We start from the raw sequence: 15,799 nt of genomic DNA on the forward strand, positions 1-15,799 counted from the left end.
TTACTCGCTGAGGACGTCGTCTCCATTGACTAACGTCTTAGTGATTTGATAATCGCGGGTAAAGACAGTGAGATTAGCGACTTTTCCTGCTGTCACTGAACCCAGCTGTTTTTCCACACCCATTGCCTGGGCCGGGTAGAGCGTTGCCATACGCAATGCTTCATCCAGCGCGATACCACAATGTTCTACGCTGTTTTGCACCGCTTCAATCATGGTGAGCGCAGAACCGCTTAAGGTACCGTTTTCGTCAACGCAAAGGCCGTCGCGATAGTATATTGTTTTGCCTGCAAAAATGAATTTATCAATCGACGCGCCGGCAGGTGCGGTTGCATCCGTTACCAGCACCAGCTTGTCACCTTTGATACGCTTTGCATTGCGCACGTTAGCGTAGTGGACATGTAAACCATCCGCAATAATGCCGCAGTATACATCAGGTGAATCAAACAGCGCACCGATCAGTCCAGGCTCACGACCGGCGAAGGTCGGCATGGCATTATAAAGGTGAGTGGCAAAAGAGACACCCGCACTAAAGCCCGCTTTGGCTTCTTCATAAGTGGCGTTTGAATGGCCCGCAGAAACAATAATGCCGGCATTGCGCAGCTTGCCAATCACCTCGGCACCGGCGTTTTCTGGCGCCAGCGTCACTTTGGTAATCACATCCGCGTTAGCGCAGAGGAAATCGACCATCTCCGCATCGGGCAGACGAATCAAATCTGGATTGTGGGTGCCTTTTTTGGCTTTGTTTAACCATGGGCCTTCCAGATGCAGGCCTAACGCCTGATTCGGATGTTTTGCCAGATAGGCACGCATGGTTTCGATGGCGCGCTTCATCAGTGCATTAGTGCTGGTGATCAGCGTTGGCAGATAACTGGTGCAGCCTGATTTTTCGTTGGCACGCTGCATGATTTCCAGCGTTTCCACGCTCAGCGCATCGATATCATCGTTAAACTGCACGCCGCCGCAGCCGTTTAACTGCAAATCAATAAATCCGGGAGCGATAAACGCACCAGCCACATCCTGCTGTGCCATTGTTGCATCAAGCGCATCTCGTGGGCACACGCGCTCAATCAGGCCATCTGCAATCACCACGGCATGATTGTCCAGAATTTCATGACCGGTAAAAATCCGGCCGTTCACTAATGCGTACATCGTTTTTCTCTCCCGGCTAAGCCTGCCACCTTAAGGCAGCAGGTTTTTCACAACGTGTTCTCACACACCTTTCATATTTTCCGCTTCCATTTCGCGGAAATATTTCACGGTTTTCACTTTCAGTTCCATGGTGGCCGGTTCGTCACACACCACCACAGATTTCGCATGCAGCTGCAGGCAGCTGATGGTCCACATATGATTAACGTTACCTTCTACAGCGGCCTGCAACGCCTGCGCTTTCAGATGGCCCGTCACCAGAATCATCACTTCTTCGGCATCCAGCAGCGTACCCACACCCACGGTCAGAGCGTATTTTGGCACCTGATCGACATCGCCGTTAAAGAAACGCGAGTTGGCGATGCGGGTATCGTGCGTCAGGGTTTTAATGCGGGTGCGGGAAGAGAGTGAAGAAGCCGGCTCATTAAAGGCAATGTGTCCGTCGTTGCCCACGCCGCCCATGAACAGATTAATTTTACCGTAAGAGCGAATCTTCTCTTCGTACTGGCGACATTCTGCGTCAATATCTGGCGCATTGCCATTCAGAAGATTGATATTTTCTGGTTGGATATCAACGTGATCGAAAAAGTTGCGGTACATGAAGCTGTGGTAGCTTTCCGGATGCTCTTTTGGCAGGCCCACGTATTCGTCCATATTGAACGTCACCACGTGCTTGAAACTAACCTGGCCCGCTTTGTGCATATCAATCAGGTGCTTGTAAGCTTCCAGTGGCGTACCACCGGTTGGCAAGCCCAGCACGAAGGGACGTTCTGCGCTAGGCTTAAACGCATTAATGCGGTTAACAATGTGGCGTGCAGCCCATTTACCCACCTGGGTCGGTGTGGCCAAAGGGATCAGTCTCATGTCTTCACCTCAATTAAGATTAGGAAAATGTTGTCGCCGATGCTGGTTTAGGTTGCTGCCATTAAGCGTAATCTGTTTAAGCGCAACCAGCTGGGAAAAGTGCGACTTGATATTTTTCATCATAAAATAAGTTTGTGGTGGTGGCTAGCATTTCGCAGTGATAAACGTCCATTATGGTGATTAAAGTCACAGTTACTGTGGTTTTAATTTGCGAGGCGAATTAATTTATCTTTACACTGCGCCTCGTGGTGAAAGATGTCATCAAGGTACCGGGCGTAGGGATAATAAAATCAACCCACGCTACGGCAAACGCCAGTCTCATAGGGGGAGAAAAAGGTGAGTATTTTAGGATATCTGCAAAAGGTCGGCCGCGCGCTTATGGTGCCGGTAGCGACACTGCCGGCAGCGGCAATCTTGATGGGGGTAGGGTATTGGATTGATCCAGACAGCTGGGGTGCAGGCAATGCGCTGGCCGCTCTGCTGATCAAGTCCGGTTCTGCCATTATCGAAAATATGTCAGTGCTGTTTGCCATCGGTGTGGCTTACGGTATGTCCAAAGATAAAGATGGTGCGGCCGCGTTAACCGGCTTCGTGGGCTTCCTGGTGGTGACGACACTCTGCTCACCTGCTGCGGTGGCGATGATTCAGAAGATCCCGGTCGATCAGGTGCCTGCTGCCTTCGGCAAGATCAACAACCAGTTCGTGGGTATTCTGGTCGGTATTCTCTCTGCTGAAGTGTATAACCGCTTCAGCCATGTTGAGCTGCCCAAAGCGCTGTCGTTCTTCAGCGGGCGCCGTTTGGTGCCGATCCTTGTCTCATTCCTGATGATCGTTGTGGCGTTTATCCTGATGTACATCTGGCCAATCATCTTCGGCGGCCTGGTGAACTTCGGTGAGCACATTCAGAAAATGGGCTCGGTGGGCGCAGGCGTGTACGCCTTCTTTAACCGTTTGCTGATTCCGGTCGGTCTGCATCACGCACTGAACTCCGTATTCTGGTTTGACGTGGCAGGCATTAACGATATTCCTAAGTTCCTTGGCGGTGCACAATCTATCGCGAATGGTACGGGTATCCCGGGCATCACCGGTCGCTATCAGGCGGGCTTCTTCCCGATCATGATGTTTGGCTTACCGGGTGCAGCATTGGCTATCTTCCACTGCGCTCGTCCAGAAAACCGCGCGAAAGTCGGCGGTATCATGCTGGCTGCGGCCTTCGCGGCCTTCTTCACGGGTATCACTGAACCGCTGGAATTCTCCTTCATGTTCGTGGCGCCGGTGTTGTATGTGATCCATGCCGTATTGACCGGTATCTCGGTATTTATTGCTGCGAGCATGCACTGGATTGCAGGCTTCGGCTTCAGTGCCGGTTTGGTGGATATGGTGCTGTCAACGCGTAACCCGCTGGCGGTGAATTGGTGGATGCTGATCCCACAAGGTCTGGTGTTCTTCGCCATCTACTATGTGGTGTTCCGTTTCACTATTCAGAAATTCAACCTGATGACCCCGGGCCGCGAATTGTCTGCGGGCGATGAAACTGATGGTTATGACGTTAACGTCGACCATAGCGGTAATGGTGAAAGCCAGACTGAATCACTGGCACGCCGCTACATTGCTGCCATCGGCGGTTCAGACAACCTGACCAACATCGATGCCTGCATTACCCGTCTGCGTCTGAACGTCAAAGACTCAGCCCAGGTGAATGAAGGCGTGGCGAAACGTTTGGGTGCGTCCGGTGTGATTCGTTTGAACAAACAGAGCGTGCAGGTGATTGTCGGCACTCAGGCTGAAAGTATCGCCACCGCAATGAAAACAGTATTGAGCAAAGGCCCGGTTGCTGCGGCTTCCGCTCCTGCCGCCGCTGCGCCGGTCGCGACTAAACCCCAGGCCGTGCTGAACACTGAAAAAGCGGTGATTGCTACGCTGGTGGCACCGGTGACCGGTGAGATTGTCGCGCTGGACGCAGTCCCGGATGAGGCGTTCGCCAGCAAAGCGGTGGGCGATGGTCTGGCAATCAAACCAACGGACAAAACCGTGGTGGCACCGATTGCCGGTACCGTGGTGAAAATCTTCAACACCAACCATGCGTTCTGTCTGGAAGCCGCTAACGGCGTTGAGATCGTGGTACACATGGGCCTGGATACCGTGGCGCTGGAAGGAAAAGGCTTCACACGTCTGGTGGAAGAGGGGGCAACCGTCACTGCTGGTCAGCCGATTCTGGAGATGGATCTGGACTTCCTCAACGCCAACGCGCGCTCAATGATCAGCCCGGTGGTGGTCAGCAACAGCGATGATTTCGCCGGACTGAATCTGCTGGCAAGCGGTTCAGTGGTTGCAGGTGTGACACCGTTGTATGAAGTGAAAAACTAAGTCCTTGTGATTTAGCCAGAAGGCAGGAAGCAATTCCTGCCTTTTTTGTTTTAAAACGACCAACAAACGGTTGTTTCCCTCCTGCGCTTTGTGGATCATACTCCGTTACTTCGTGGTACAAATCACCCGCTATTGTTTTGAGGATTTTGAGATGAGTGAGGCTGAAGCCCGCCCAACGAACTTTATTCGTCAGATCATCGACGAAGACTTGGCGAGCGGTAAGCACAGCAGTGTGCATACCCGTTTCCCGCCTGAGCCCAATGGTTATCTGCATATTGGCCATGCGAAATCTATCTGCCTGAACTTTGGTATCGCCCAAGATTATCAAGGACAGTGCAACCTGCGTTTTGACGATACTAACCCGGTGAAAGAAGATCTGGAGTTCGTTGAATCCATCAAGCGTGACGTGCAATGGCTGGGCTTTGAGTGGAGCGGCAACATTCGTTACTCCTCAGACTATTTCGACCAACTGTTTAACTACGCCGTTGAGCTGATCAATAAAGGTCTGGCTTACGTTGATGAGTTGTCGGCGGAAGAGATCCGTGAATATCGCGGCACTCTGACTGCGCCGGGTAAAAACAGCCCGTACCGCGACCGCAGCGTGGAAGAGAACCTTGCGCTGTTCCAGAAGATGCGTGATGGCGGTTTCGAGGAAGGTAAAGCGTGTCTGCGTGCCAAAATCGACATGGCATCCAGCTTCATTGTGATGCGCGATCCGGTGCTGTACCGCATTAAGTTTGCCGATCACCATCAGACCGGCAGCAAGTGGTGCATCTACCCGATGTACGACTTCACGCACTGCATTTCGGATGCGATCGAAGGCATTACCCACTCATTGTGTACGCTGGAGTTCCAGGACAACCGTCGCCTCTACGATTGGGTGCTGGACAACATCACCATTCCGCAGCATCCGCGTCAGTACGAATTCTCGCGTCTGAATCTGGAGTACGCGGTGATGTCGAAGCGTAAGCTGACGCAGCTGGTCACCGAGAAAGTAGTGGAAGGCTGGGACGATCCCCGCATGCTGACTGTTTCAGGTTTGCGCCGTCGTGGTTACAGCGCGGCCTCGATTCGTGAATTCTGCCGCCGCATCGGCGTGACTAAACAGGACAACATCGTTGAGATGGCGTCGCTGGAATCCTGTATTCGTGACGATCTCAATGAGAACGCACCACGCGCGATGGCGGTACTCGACCCGTTGAAAGTGGTGATCGAAAACCTGCCCGCCGGCCACGAAGAAACGCTGACCATGCCTAATCATCCAAACAAGCCGGAGATGGGCACGCGTGAAGTGTCGTTCAGCCGTGAAGTGTGGATCGATCGCGCTGACTTCCGTGAAGAAGCCAACAAACAGTACAAACGTTTGGTTCTGGGCAAAGAAGTGCGTCTGCGCAATGCTTATGTGATTCGTGCTGAGCGTGTGGCGAAAGACGAAGAGGGTAACATTACCTGCATCTATGCCACTTGTGATGTCGATACCCTGAGCAAGGATCCGGCGGATGGTCGCAAAGTGAAAGGTGTGATCCACTGGGTTTCCGCCATTCATGGACTGCCAGCTGAGTTCCGTCTTTACGACCGTCTGTTCAGCGTGCCAAACCCAGCGGCGGCTGAGGATTTCCTCACCACCATTAACCCGAACTCGCTGGAAATCAAACAGGGCTTCGTGGAGTCAGGTTTGCGTGAAGCTGCCACTACCGCAGCTTATCAGTTTGAACGTGAAGGCTATTTCTGTGCCGATAGCGTCTACTCACAGCCGGGTAAATTGGTGTTTAACCGCACGGTTGGACTGCGTGATACTTTCGCGAAGATTGGCGAGTAATATCTTTCGTCGATAGCACAATATGATCATGAAAGGGCGAGCAATCGCCCTTTTTTATTGCCTGTAATTCGCCACGGGCAATGAATTATGCTGAAGGCGGCAAGCTGTGCTTGTTGTCTATTTTGCGACAATTCTGACTTTAGCAAAATTAACCCATTTGCGAGTGTGAAAAATTGTATTTCAGGTAGGCTATGCGCTCTAAATAGAGCTCTGCGGGTTATCAAAGGAAAAAAAATGACAAGTCTCGCCCTGGAAGCTAAGCATAGCGTGGTGGTATTACATCAGCTTATTGAACGTGTTTTTAACCAGGTAGAAGGCAGTGATGACAGCATGGAACTGCTTTTGTCACACTTTCACCCGGATTTCAAAATGGTGACGCCGCTGGGTAAGCAGCTGGATCTGAATGAGACCGAAGTGCTGTTTCGCAAACTGCACGGTCAGCGGGAAGGGCTGCGCATTGCCACCAGTGAGCATGCCATCATTTCTCAACAGAGCCAGGAAGTGACGATTCAGTATCGTGAACTGCAGATGTTGAACGGCACCAATCAAACACGCATCTCTTTGGCTGTGCTGGATTGCAGCACCACCATTCCTCGCTGGCGCTACCTCCACGAAACCTTTATCGCTTGATAACAGGCATAAAAAAACCGGTGACCAGCACCGGTTTTTTTATATTGCATAGCACACTCAATTACTTATCGTGGAGCGTATCGTCTTCGCGGCAGTCTCCCAGTGCACAGTGACCGTACAAGTACAGGCTGTGGTTGCTGAGTTTGATGCCGTGGCGAGTAGCAATCTCACGCTGACGCGTTTCGATTGATTCATCACTGAATTCGATCACTTTGCCACAATCCAGGCAGATCAAGTGGTCATGGTGATGCTGCTGAGTCAGTTCGAATACGGATTTGCCGCCTTCGAAGTTATGACGGGTGACGATACCCGCGTCATCAAACTGGTTAAGAACGCGATAAACCGTTGCCAGGCCAATCTCTTCGCCCATATCGATCAGGCGCTTATACAAATCTTCCGCACTGACGTGATGGGACTCGGGGCCCGGTCCCTGAAGCACTTCCAAAATTTTCAATCTTGGGAGAGTGACTTTCAGGCCAGCCTTCTTCAATGCGGAGTTGTTGTCAGTCATTCGGATATTGTCCTGTTACTTTGCATGTCACTTACGGCGCAGGGGCCTTGAATGTTTAGGTCACGCGTATTCTCATTTGCGTCTCATTATAGAACTCAAGCAGTGAAATGAAAACCAGGGTAGCGCGCAAATCAACAAAAGTCGTAAGGATAAACATCGCCTACGCCAGCGCGGAACGGTGTGGTTTGGGTTTCCATTTCACTCAGCCTCAGTCAACAATCAGAGGAATAAGCGGATGACCATTGCGGGTATTCTACAGATTTGCGGGGAAAAGTTAAAAAACCGTAGCTATTATTTTTATAGGAATTTCCTTTGCCCCAACGTGAGCCAGCGCTCACATTGGGGAGGCGAGGCATCAGGCTTCGATGATCTCTTTCAACTGCAGCTCATCAAAAATCTGTTTCACCCAGGCGTCAACGCGTTCGTTGGTCAACTCAGGTTGACGATCTTCGTCAATCGCCAGGCCGAGGAAGTGTTTGTCATCGGCCAGACCTTTTGAGGCTTCAAAATGATAACCCTCGGTCGGCCAGTGGCCCACGATCACCGCGCCGTTGGGCTCAATGATGTCGCGAATCGTGCCCATCGCATCACAGAAATACTCTGCATAATCTTCCTGGTCGCCACAGCCAAACAGCGCCACCAGTTTGCCATTAAAGTCGATCTCTTCCAGCGTAGGGAAGAAGTCATCCCAGTCACACTGTGCTTCGCCGTAATACCAGGTAGGAATACCTAGCAGCAGGATGTCGAACGCTGCGAGATCTTCTTTGGTGCTCTTAGCAATGTCATGCACTTCGGCGACATCTTTACCCAGTTGTTTCTGGATCATTTTTGCAATGTTTTCAGTGTTGCCGGTATCGCTGCCGAAGAAAATGCCTACGATTGCCATGGGTTAAGTAACCTCTTAAAGCCTGATTGTGAAAGTAAGTCAATTGACTGCACATGTTAGCGAATGATAGCAGACCGTTGAAAAGGGCGGAACGAGTAAAGCCTGAACTTTGTGTTCCTGCGTGCGGTCAGCGCGCTAAGACAGTTTGAGTTGCGCTAGCAGCATTTGTTCAATCAATTCGCTGCGGCTGATGTTTTGTTGCTCGGCCAGCGTGTTCAGGGCGTCAACCGCTTCGCTGGACATTTTCAGCTCAACACGACGCAGCCCTCGCACTTTATCGCGCTTGAGCTGGTTACGTTTGTTGATACGCAACTGTTCGTCGCGTGTCAGCAGGCTGGTTTTGGGGCGACCGGGACGCCGCTCGTCTGCAAAAAGATCAAGCGTGGTACGGTCTGTCTGTTCTTTTGCCATGATTTGTGAAACTGAGTGGGCGCGAACGGCGGAAAGGCGCTGCGCGATTTATACATTATCGGCCCGACCACGGCGAAAAAATCATCCGCGGCAAATTTTTAGCGCGACATCATACTCCAGCACCATCCGCGACGCCAACCCTAAACCGCATACGGCAAGCTTTTGCTTTTACAGGTTAAAAAAGCGACGAACTGCGCGCAAAACCGCATCAGGTTTTTCAGCATGTACCCAATGACCGGCGCCGCTGATCACGTGCGCATGGGCGTGAGGGAACTGACGCAGCAGTGCATCACGATGCTGATTGTCCAGATAAGGGGAATCGCCACCGCGAATAAACAATGCGGGATGTGGCCAGGCCGGAACCTCCTCCCAGCCAGAAATCGTGGTGTAGTTGTCCCACAGCACCGGCACGTTAAAGCGCCACTCGCCCTCCACAAAGGACTTGAGGATAAACTGAATCACCCCCTCTTCAGCGACATGATGACGCATCACCTCGGCCGCTTCACTGCGACGGGACACGCCCGCCGCTGTCACGGCGCGGATACCGGCGAAGATTTCATCGTGGCGGCGGGTTTGATAATCCACCGGCGCAATGTCGATCAACACCATTTTCTCAATACGTTCGGGGGCCACGGCACTGAGCGCCATGGCGATTTTACCGCCCATTGAATGGCCTATTACGCCAGCACGTTCAATCTTATGTGCATCCAGCGTCTCCACGATGTCTTGCGCCATGGCGTGATAATCCATCACCTCACTGCGTTCAGACAAACCATGGTTGCGCACGTCCACTTGCAACGTGGGGCGTGCATCCCGGACACCGCGCGCCAGCACGCCAAGGTTATCCAGGCTACCAAAAAGGCCATGAATTAACAGAATAGGGGGGGCTTCAGGGGTAGATTGTTCAGTTTGCAGACGGGCGTTCAAAATCATGGCTAAAGTTCTTACGGTTGTGACCTTGGCTTAGGGTATCATGGATTCACCTGTCCAGGAGCCAGCCGGCCAGGCATTAGGGCATATTCCGACTTTTGCCCTGAAACAACGCCAGCGCTATCGGCTGCCACGGATTTAACTTTATAATCCTTATGTTAGAGCCCGCTCACGTTTTGCACAGCTCGATTTTGCTAAGGCCGTTGCAATAATGCGTGGTTCTGTCATTTGCCAGAATTGTACGGAATAAGATGAAAACGATTGAAGTTGACGAAGAACTCTACCGTTATATTGCCAGCCACACGCAGCACATTGGTGAAAGTGCCTCCGATATTTTGCGCCGCATGCTGAAATTCACCGCGGGCCAGACTGCACCGACTGCACCTGTCGCTGCTGCTTCGGCTTCGGTGAAGGAAGCGCAGCCAGTGCGCAGCGAAGCGCGTCCTCAGGATCGCGTACGCGCTGTGCGTGAACTGCTGCTCTCTGATGAGTATGCCGAGCAGAATAAGGCGGTTAATCGCTTTATGCTGGTACTGTCAACGCTTTATCGTCTTGATCCAGCAGCCTTTGCTGATGCCACTGCCTCGCTGCAGGGCCGCACTCGCGTCTATTTTGCGGGTGACGAGCACACGCTGCTGCAAAATGGCACCCATACTAAGCCGAAGCACGTTCCTGGCACACCGTACTGGGTGATCACCAATACCAATACAGGCCGCAAATGCAGCATGGTGGAACACATCATGTTGGCGATGCAGTTCCCTCAGGAACTGACAGAGAAAGTTCGCGGCACCATTTAAACTGAAGCGTCAGGGAGAAGCGCCAATGGCCAATCACCCCCGTGCCGGGCAGCCTGCCCAGCAGAGCGATTTGATTAACGTTGCACAATTAACCTCGCAGTATTACGTCCTGAAGCCAGATGCGGCGAACCCGGACCATGCGGTGAAATTTGGCACTTCTGGCCACCGCGGCAGCGCGGGACGCCAAAGCTTCAATGAAGTGCACATTCTGGCGATTGCGCAGGCGATCGCGGAAGAGCGCAAAAAGAATGGCATCACCGGCCCGTGCTATGTGGGTAAAGATACCCACGCATTGTCTGAACCGGCCATTCTGTCAGTGCTGGAAGTGCTGGCGGCGAACGGTGTGGATGTGATCGTGCAGCAGGACAATGGCTACACGCCAACGCCGGCGATCTCCAACGCCATTCTGGAACACAACAAACGCGGTGGCGCGCAGGCGGACGGTATCGTCATCACGCCTTCACACAACCCGCCAGAAGATGGTGGCATTAAGTACAACCCGCCAAACGGCGGTCCTGCTGATACCAACGTCACCAAGGTGGTCGAAGATCGCGCTAACCAGCTGATCAAAGGCGAACTGAAAGACGTGAAACGTCTGCCGCTGGATCAGGCCTGGGCAAGCGGCCATATCGTTGAGCAGGATCTGATTCAGCCTTATGTTGAAGGTCTGGCTGAGGTCATTGACTTCCCGGCAATCCAGAAAGCGGGCCTGAAAATCGGCGTTGATCCATTAGGTGGCTCCGGTATCGCTTACTGGCAGCGTATTGCTGAGCACTATAAGCTGGATCTGACCATCGTTAATGATGCTGTCGATCAGACCTTCCGCTTCATGCATCTGGATAAAGATGGCGTGGTGCGTATGGATTGCTCATCTGAGTGCGCAATGGCGGGTCTGCTGGCGTATAAAGATAAGTTCGATCTGGCGTTCGGTAATGACCCGGATTACGACCGTCACGGCATCGTCACGCCTGCAGGCCTGATGAACCCGAACCACTATTTGGCCGTGGCGATTAATTACCTGTTCCAGCATCGTCCGCAGTGGGGCAAAGATGTTGCCGTGGGTAAAACCCTGGTCTCCAGCGCAATGATCGACCGTGTGGTCAATGATATTGGTCGCAAGCTGGTTGAAGTGCCGGTTGGTTTCAAATGGTTTGTTGATGGCCTGTTTGATGGCAGCTTCGGTTTCGGCGGAGAAGAGAGCGCGGGTGCTTCCTTCCTGCGCTTCGACGGTTCCGCCTGGTCAACCGATAAAGACGGTATCATCCTGTGCCTGCTGGCAGCCGAAATCACTGCGGTGACCGGCAAAAACCCGCAGCAGCACTATGACGAACTGGCAGAACGCTTTGGTGCGCCAAGCTATAACCGTCTGCAGGCGCCGGCGACCTCAGCGCAAAAAGCGGCACTGTCTAAGCTGTCACCGGAAATGGTGAGTGCTGACACGCTGGCGGGCGATCCGATTACTGCACGTCTGACCGCAGCACCGGGTAACGGCGCGTCAATCGGTGGTCTGAAGGTGATGACCGAAAACGGCTGGTTTGCTGCGCGCCCTTCAGGCACTGAAGACGCTTACAAAATCTACTGTGAAAGCTTCCTTGGCGCTGAGCATCGCCAGCAGATCGAGAAAGAAGCGGTAGAGATTGTTAGCGAAGTGCTGAAAAACGCGTAACAGAACCGTTGAGGCGCGCTGATTAATGTGCGCCTTTTCACGCGATTCCTGAAACGACCCACGTGACAACGTGGGTCGTTTTTTTATGGCATAAAGCGGTAACCAATACCGGTTTCGGTCAGCAAATGGCTGGGTTGGGTCGGATTGCTTTCCAGCTTCTGACGCAGATGCCCCATATAAATGCGCAGATAATGGCTGTGCTCCACCGCATTCGGCCCCCACACCTGATTCAACAACTGACGTTGCGTCAGCACCTTCCCGGCGTTGTTCAGCAATAAACTCAGCAGGCGAAACTCGGTAGGTGTCAGGTGAATTTCCTGATCGTTACGTAACACGCGGCGTGCGGCCAGATCGACACTCACTTCACCGAATTTCACCACTGGCTCTGGCTGGCTGCTTTGATGCCGACGTAATGCCACGCGCACGCGGGCCAATAGCTCACCAATACCAAACGGCTTAGTCAGATAGTCATCGGCACCGGCATCCAGCGCATCTATTTTGTCCTGCTCATCACTGCGTGCAGACAGGACGATCACTGGCATACTGCTCCACTGGCGTACTTCGCGGATAAAGTCGTTGCCGTCACCATCCGGCAGTCCGAGATCGAGGATCACCAAATCCGGCTTTCGCGTAGCCGCTTCAATCAGTCCGCGTTGTAATTGCTCCGCTTCCACAATCTTCAGGCCTTCGCTTTCCAGCGCCAGGCGCACGAAACGGCGAATCTCTTTTTCATCTTCAACAATCAAGATGGTCGTCACGCTGACTCCTGCCACAGGTAAAGTTAACACGGCACTTTATCAAGAATCGGACACCGCGTCCGTCATGATGTTTGTAACCTCGCAATATCTCTATGTTTACAATTATGTAACTTACTTTCATGCAGCGCCGAAAAGCACAAAAAAAGACCAAAATTAGTGGTCGGATGAGTAGTAAAATTACACAACTAAGCGTAATATCTGAGGCAGATCACATTTCAACGCAAAATTTACCCCAGGAGGCAATCATGTATCAGGCTTATCCACTTTATAAAATCGTGTTGCGCCGTTTTCTGGCGGTATTGGTCGGCATACTTGCCTTACCTGTCATGCTGTTCCGCCAGGATCGTGCCCGTTTCTACAGCTATCTGCACCGCGTCTGGTGTAAGACCAGCACCAAACCCGTCTGGCTGGCGCAGACCGAAGCAGTAGGCAGCATCCACTGGTAAGCGTTTTAACGATTCATTAAGAACCCGGCAGCTTCAAAAAAGCGCCGGGTTTTTTTATTCTCAACTTTGTCTGTATTCCCCGCTTAACCGCTGTTATCCCTCTCCGTTTCAGCTACACTTAAACCTCTACAAGATTTTGGAGGTTGTACAAGTATGAGCGAAAAAATTCCTGTCGGTATCAGCGCTTGCCTGCTCGGGGATAAGGTCCGTTTTGACGGTGGCCACAAGCGTTTCGCTTTTGCAACCGAAGAACTGACACCCTTTATCCGCTTTGAACCGGTTTGCCCGGAAATGGCGATTGGCTTGCCCACACCGCGTCCTGCCCTGCGTTTAGTCAAAGAGAAAGATGAGCAAATTCATCTTTGTTTCAGTAAAGATGGCGGCCAGGAGGTCACGGATGAGATGCAGCGGTGGTCAGCCGAACGGGTGAAATCACTGCATCATCTGTGTGGCTACATTCTCTGTGCAAAATCACCCAGCTGTGGCCTCGAGCGCGTGCGCGTCTATCAACCTGATACCAATGATAATCGCAAAGCCGGCACCGGTGTTTTCACTTCATTCCTGCAGCAGGAAATGCCCTGGCTGCCGCTGGAGGAAGATGGCCGCTTACACGATGATGCCATTCGCGAAAACTTTATGGGGCGCGTGTATGCGTTGCATGAGTTCAATGAGATGTGGCGCAGCGGTTTAACCCGCCACAAGCTGATCGCCTTCCACAGTCGATACAAGTTGCTGCTGCTGTCGCACGCGCAGGATGAGTATCGCGAGATGGGACGTTTTGTGGCGGCAATGGAGCAGTGGGATTCGCTGGATGATTACGCCTTTGAATACCGAATTCGCCTGATGCATTTGATGTCCCATCAGGCTTCGCGCCGTAATCACACCAATGTGTTGATGCATGTACAGGGCTACTTCCGCCCGCAGTTATCGTCACCGCAGCGCCAGGAACTGGCGCAGCTCATCGATCGTTATCGCACTGGCGTCCAGCCGCTGTTGGTTCCTATCACCATGCTGAAACACTACATGGCGGAATATCCGCATCCGTGGCTGGCGCAGCAACGTTACTTTGATCCTTATCCGGAAGCGCTCCGTCTGCGCTACGGACAATAATCCCGGAGCATTATGACCACCCACTTAGTCTGGTTGCGTAACGATCTGCGCATCAATGACAACACTGCGCTGGCTGCTGCCTGCCGCGACAGCCATGCGAGGGTGCTGGCGCTATTTATTGCCACGCCCAAACAGTGGCAGCAACACCATATGGCACCGAGGCAGGCGGCTTTCATTCATCAGAATCTGTGTTCGTTGCAAGATTCACTGGCCGAGCGCGGTATTCCGTTGCATTACCATCAGTGCGATGACTTTGCTGCTTCAGTGGATTACCTGAGTGCGTTTTGCGACCAGCATCAGGTGGATGAGTTGTATTACAACTATCAGTATGAAATTAACGAGCGCGAACGTGATGCGGCCGCCGAAAAGCGTCTCGATGGCCAGGGCGTAATTTGTCAGGGCTTTGATGACAGCCTGTTATTGCCTCCCGGCAGCGTGCAGACCGGCAATCACACCATGTTTAAAGTCTTCACACCGTTCAGCCGCGCCTTTGTCCGTCGACTGCATCAGGGATTACCGGAGTGCCATCATGCACCGAAAGCGCGCCAGGATGCGCCGGTCAGTGCGGGTCAGAAAATCCCAGCATTTGATTATCCACTGGAAGCGTTCGATACATCGCTGTTTCCGGCTGGGGAAGAGGCCGCGTTAAAGCAGTTGCGCCATTTCGGCAAACAATCCGTGCAGCACTATCCCGACGTGCGTGATTTACCGGCATTAGATGGCACCAGCCGCCTCTCGCCCTACTTGGCCATAGGAGTACTGTCTCCGCGCCAGTGCTTACATCGTATATTGAAAGAACATCCTGATGCGTTGAACGAAGGCAAAGCCTTTACCTGGCTCAATGAACTCATCTGGCGCGAGTTTTATCGCCATCTGATGGTGGCATTTCCGGCGTTGTGTAAGCACCAGCCGTTTGTGGAGTGGACGCATAACGTACAGTGGCAAAAAAACGATGCACATCTCACGGCCTGGCAGCAGGGCAAAACGGGATATCCCATTGTCGATGCGGCAATGCGTCAACTCAACACGCTGGGCTGGATGCACAATCGCCTGCGCATGATTGTTGCCAGCTTTTTGGTAAAAGACCTGCTGATCGACTGGCATGAGGGGGAACGCTACTTCATGCAACAACTGATTGATGGCGATCTGGCGGCCAACAACGGTGGCTGGCAGTGGGCGGCCTCAACGGGCACCGACGCGGCACCGTACTTTCGCATATTCAATCCAACGACTCAGGGGGAACGCTTTGACGAAAAAGGCGAATTTATCCGCCAGTGGGTACCAGAGTTGAAAGATGTGCCGGAGAGTGACATTCACCAGCCGCAGGTGTGGGCGAAGAAAAACAACAAGAAACTCGATTATCCCGCGCCAATCGTGGAACATAAGGACGCACGTAAAAAGACATTAGACGCCTTTGAGCGCGCGCGCAGCGCGGCCTGAGGCGATCAGGGAGCCGTA

At 52.6% G+C, this 15,799-nt stretch carries 15 protein-coding genes; 8 read left to right on the forward strand and 7 right to left on the reverse strand.

Annotated features, from left to right (window positions below):
• Positions 1 to 1,149, reverse strand: coding sequence for an N-acetylglucosamine-6-phosphate deacetylase (nagA, locus tag IAE30_RS11680; RefSeq protein ID WP_200539381.1), 1,149 nt, complete (start codon positions 1,147 to 1,149; stop codon positions 1 to 3).
• Between the two features lie 60 nt (positions 1,150 to 1,209).
• The gene (nagB, locus tag IAE30_RS11685; protein ID WP_034829102.1) at positions 1,210 to 2,010 is read right to left on the reverse strand and encodes a glucosamine-6-phosphate deaminase; all 801 of its coding nucleotides are present in this window, start codon (positions 2,008 to 2,010) and stop codon (positions 1,210 to 1,212) included.
• A 342-nt stretch (positions 2,011 to 2,352) separates the two neighbouring features.
• Between nagB and nagE the strand changes: the two genes are divergently transcribed.
• The 3 genes from nagE (at position 2,353) to IAE30_RS11700 (ending at position 6,826) form a co-directional block, all read left to right on the forward strand.
• Complete coding sequence (gene nagE, locus IAE30_RS11690) at positions 2,353 to 4,377, forward strand: N-acetylglucosamine-specific PTS transporter subunit IIBC (protein WP_038650217.1); 2,025 nt, start codon at positions 2,353 to 2,355, stop codon at positions 4,375 to 4,377.
• Positions 4,378 to 4,528: 151 nt separating this feature from the next.
• Entirely contained in the window at positions 4,529 to 6,196 is a 1,668-nt protein-coding gene (glnS, locus tag IAE30_RS11695; protein ID WP_038648266.1) for a glutamine--tRNA ligase, read from the forward strand.
• A gap of 234 nt (positions 6,197 to 6,430) precedes the next feature.
• Complete coding sequence (locus tag IAE30_RS11700; RefSeq protein ID WP_034829107.1) at positions 6,431 to 6,826, forward strand: hypothetical protein; 396 nt, start codon at positions 6,431 to 6,433, stop codon at positions 6,824 to 6,826.
• Between the two features lie 61 nt (positions 6,827 to 6,887).
• On the opposite strand, the gene fur is transcribed toward IAE30_RS11700, so the two are convergent.
• From fur to ybfF, 4 genes are all read right to left on the reverse strand, one after another.
• Entirely contained in the window at positions 6,888 to 7,337 is a 450-nt protein-coding gene (gene fur / locus IAE30_RS11705) for a ferric iron uptake transcriptional regulator (RefSeq protein ID WP_007890672.1), read from the reverse strand.
• A 355-nt stretch (positions 7,338 to 7,692) separates the two neighbouring features.
• Positions 7,693 to 8,223: a flavodoxin FldA gene (fldA, locus tag IAE30_RS11710; RefSeq protein ID WP_034829111.1), complete on the reverse strand. Its 531-nt coding sequence runs from the start codon at positions 8,221 to 8,223 to the stop codon at positions 7,693 to 7,695.
• A gap of 135 nt (positions 8,224 to 8,358) precedes the next feature.
• Positions 8,359 to 8,634, reverse strand: a complete 276-nt coding sequence (gene ybfE / locus IAE30_RS11715; protein ID WP_034829114.1) for a LexA regulated protein — start codon at positions 8,632 to 8,634, stop codon at positions 8,359 to 8,361.
• A 168-nt stretch (positions 8,635 to 8,802) separates the two neighbouring features.
• Positions 8,803 to 9,567, reverse strand: a complete 765-nt coding sequence (ybfF, locus tag IAE30_RS11720) for an esterase (RefSeq protein ID WP_038648255.1) — start codon at positions 9,565 to 9,567, stop codon at positions 8,803 to 8,805.
• Positions 9,568 to 9,815: 248 nt separating this feature from the next.
• On the opposite strand from ybfF, the gene seqA reads away from it, so the two are divergent.
• Together seqA and pgm are read left to right on the forward strand one after the other, a co-directional pair.
• The gene (seqA, locus tag IAE30_RS11725; RefSeq protein ID WP_038648252.1) at positions 9,816 to 10,361 is read left to right on the forward strand and encodes a replication initiation negative regulator SeqA; all 546 of its coding nucleotides are present in this window, start codon (positions 9,816 to 9,818) and stop codon (positions 10,359 to 10,361) included.
• 25 nt (positions 10,362 to 10,386) lie between these two features.
• Positions 10,387 to 12,027, forward strand: a complete 1,641-nt coding sequence (pgm, locus tag IAE30_RS11730; RefSeq protein WP_038648250.1) for a phosphoglucomutase (alpha-D-glucose-1,6-bisphosphate-dependent) — start codon at positions 10,387 to 10,389, stop codon at positions 12,025 to 12,027.
• Positions 12,028 to 12,110: 83 nt separating this feature from the next.
• Here pgm and kdpE read toward each other — a convergent pair whose 3' ends face one another.
• Complete coding sequence (gene kdpE, locus IAE30_RS11735) at positions 12,111 to 12,785, reverse strand: two-component system response regulator KdpE (protein ID WP_038648247.1); 675 nt, start codon at positions 12,783 to 12,785, stop codon at positions 12,111 to 12,113.
• A gap of 245 nt (positions 12,786 to 13,030) precedes the next feature.
• On the opposite strand from kdpE, the gene IAE30_RS11740 reads away from it, so the two are divergent.
• The 3 genes from IAE30_RS11740 (at position 13,031) to phrB (ending at position 15,781) form a co-directional block, all read left to right on the forward strand.
• Complete coding sequence (locus IAE30_RS11740; RefSeq protein WP_038648244.1) at positions 13,031 to 13,231, forward strand: YbfA family protein; 201 nt, start codon at positions 13,031 to 13,033, stop codon at positions 13,229 to 13,231.
• A 153-nt stretch (positions 13,232 to 13,384) separates the two neighbouring features.
• Positions 13,385 to 14,341 (forward strand): 2-thiouracil desulfurase family protein, encoded by a 957-nt coding sequence (locus IAE30_RS11745; protein WP_045833515.1) that lies wholly within the window; start codon positions 13,385 to 13,387, stop codon positions 14,339 to 14,341.
• A 12-nt stretch (positions 14,342 to 14,353) separates the two neighbouring features.
• Positions 14,354 to 15,781 carry a deoxyribodipyrimidine photo-lyase gene (gene phrB, locus IAE30_RS11750; protein ID WP_038648238.1) on the forward strand — a complete coding sequence of 476 codons (1,428 nt, stop codon included), beginning with the start codon at positions 14,354 to 14,356 and terminating at the stop codon, positions 15,779 to 15,781.
• Positions 15,782 to 15,799 lie beyond the last annotated feature (18 nt).

This window comes from Pantoea sp. S61, assembly GCF_016625145.1.
GTDB classification, from domain to species: Bacteria; Pseudomonadota; Gammaproteobacteria; order Enterobacterales; family Enterobacteriaceae; genus Pantoea; species Pantoea rwandensis_B.

What these genes read in the sequence shown, in the direction of transcription:
- nagA (WP_200539381.1), bottom strand. Translation starts at nt 1,149, where the DNA reads ATGTACGCATTAGTGAACGGCCGGATTTTTACCGGTCATGAAATTCTG.
- nagB (WP_034829102.1), bottom strand. Translation starts at nt 2,010, where the DNA reads ATGAGACTGATCCCTTTGGCCACACCGACCCAGGTGGGTAAATGGGCT.
- glnS (WP_038648266.1), top strand. Translation starts at nt 4,529, where the DNA reads ATGAGTGAGGCTGAAGCCCGCCCAACGAACTTTATTCGTCAGATCATC.
- IAE30_RS11700 (WP_034829107.1), top strand. Translation starts at nt 6,431, where the DNA reads ATGACAAGTCTCGCCCTGGAAGCTAAGCATAGCGTGGTGGTATTACAT.
- fur (WP_007890672.1), bottom strand. Translation starts at nt 7,337, where the DNA reads ATGACTGACAACAACTCCGCATTGAAGAAGGCTGGCCTGAAAGTCACT.
- fldA (WP_034829111.1), bottom strand. Translation starts at nt 8,223, where the DNA reads ATGGCAATCGTAGGCATTTTCTTCGGCAGCGATACCGGCAACACTGAA.
- ybfE (WP_034829114.1), bottom strand. Translation starts at nt 8,634, where the DNA reads ATGGCAAAAGAACAGACAGACCGTACCACGCTTGATCTTTTTGCAGAC.
- ybfF (WP_038648255.1), bottom strand. Translation starts at nt 9,567, where the DNA reads ATGATTTTGAACGCCCGTCTGCAAACTGAACAATCTACCCCTGAAGCC.
- seqA (WP_038648252.1), top strand. Translation starts at nt 9,816, where the DNA reads ATGAAAACGATTGAAGTTGACGAAGAACTCTACCGTTATATTGCCAGC.
- pgm (WP_038648250.1), top strand. Translation starts at nt 10,387, where the DNA reads ATGGCCAATCACCCCCGTGCCGGGCAGCCTGCCCAGCAGAGCGATTTG.
- IAE30_RS11740 (WP_038648244.1), top strand. Translation starts at nt 13,031, where the DNA reads ATGTATCAGGCTTATCCACTTTATAAAATCGTGTTGCGCCGTTTTCTG.
- IAE30_RS11745 (WP_045833515.1), top strand. Translation starts at nt 13,385, where the DNA reads ATGAGCGAAAAAATTCCTGTCGGTATCAGCGCTTGCCTGCTCGGGGAT.
- phrB (WP_038648238.1), top strand. Translation starts at nt 14,354, where the DNA reads ATGACCACCCACTTAGTCTGGTTGCGTAACGATCTGCGCATCAATGAC.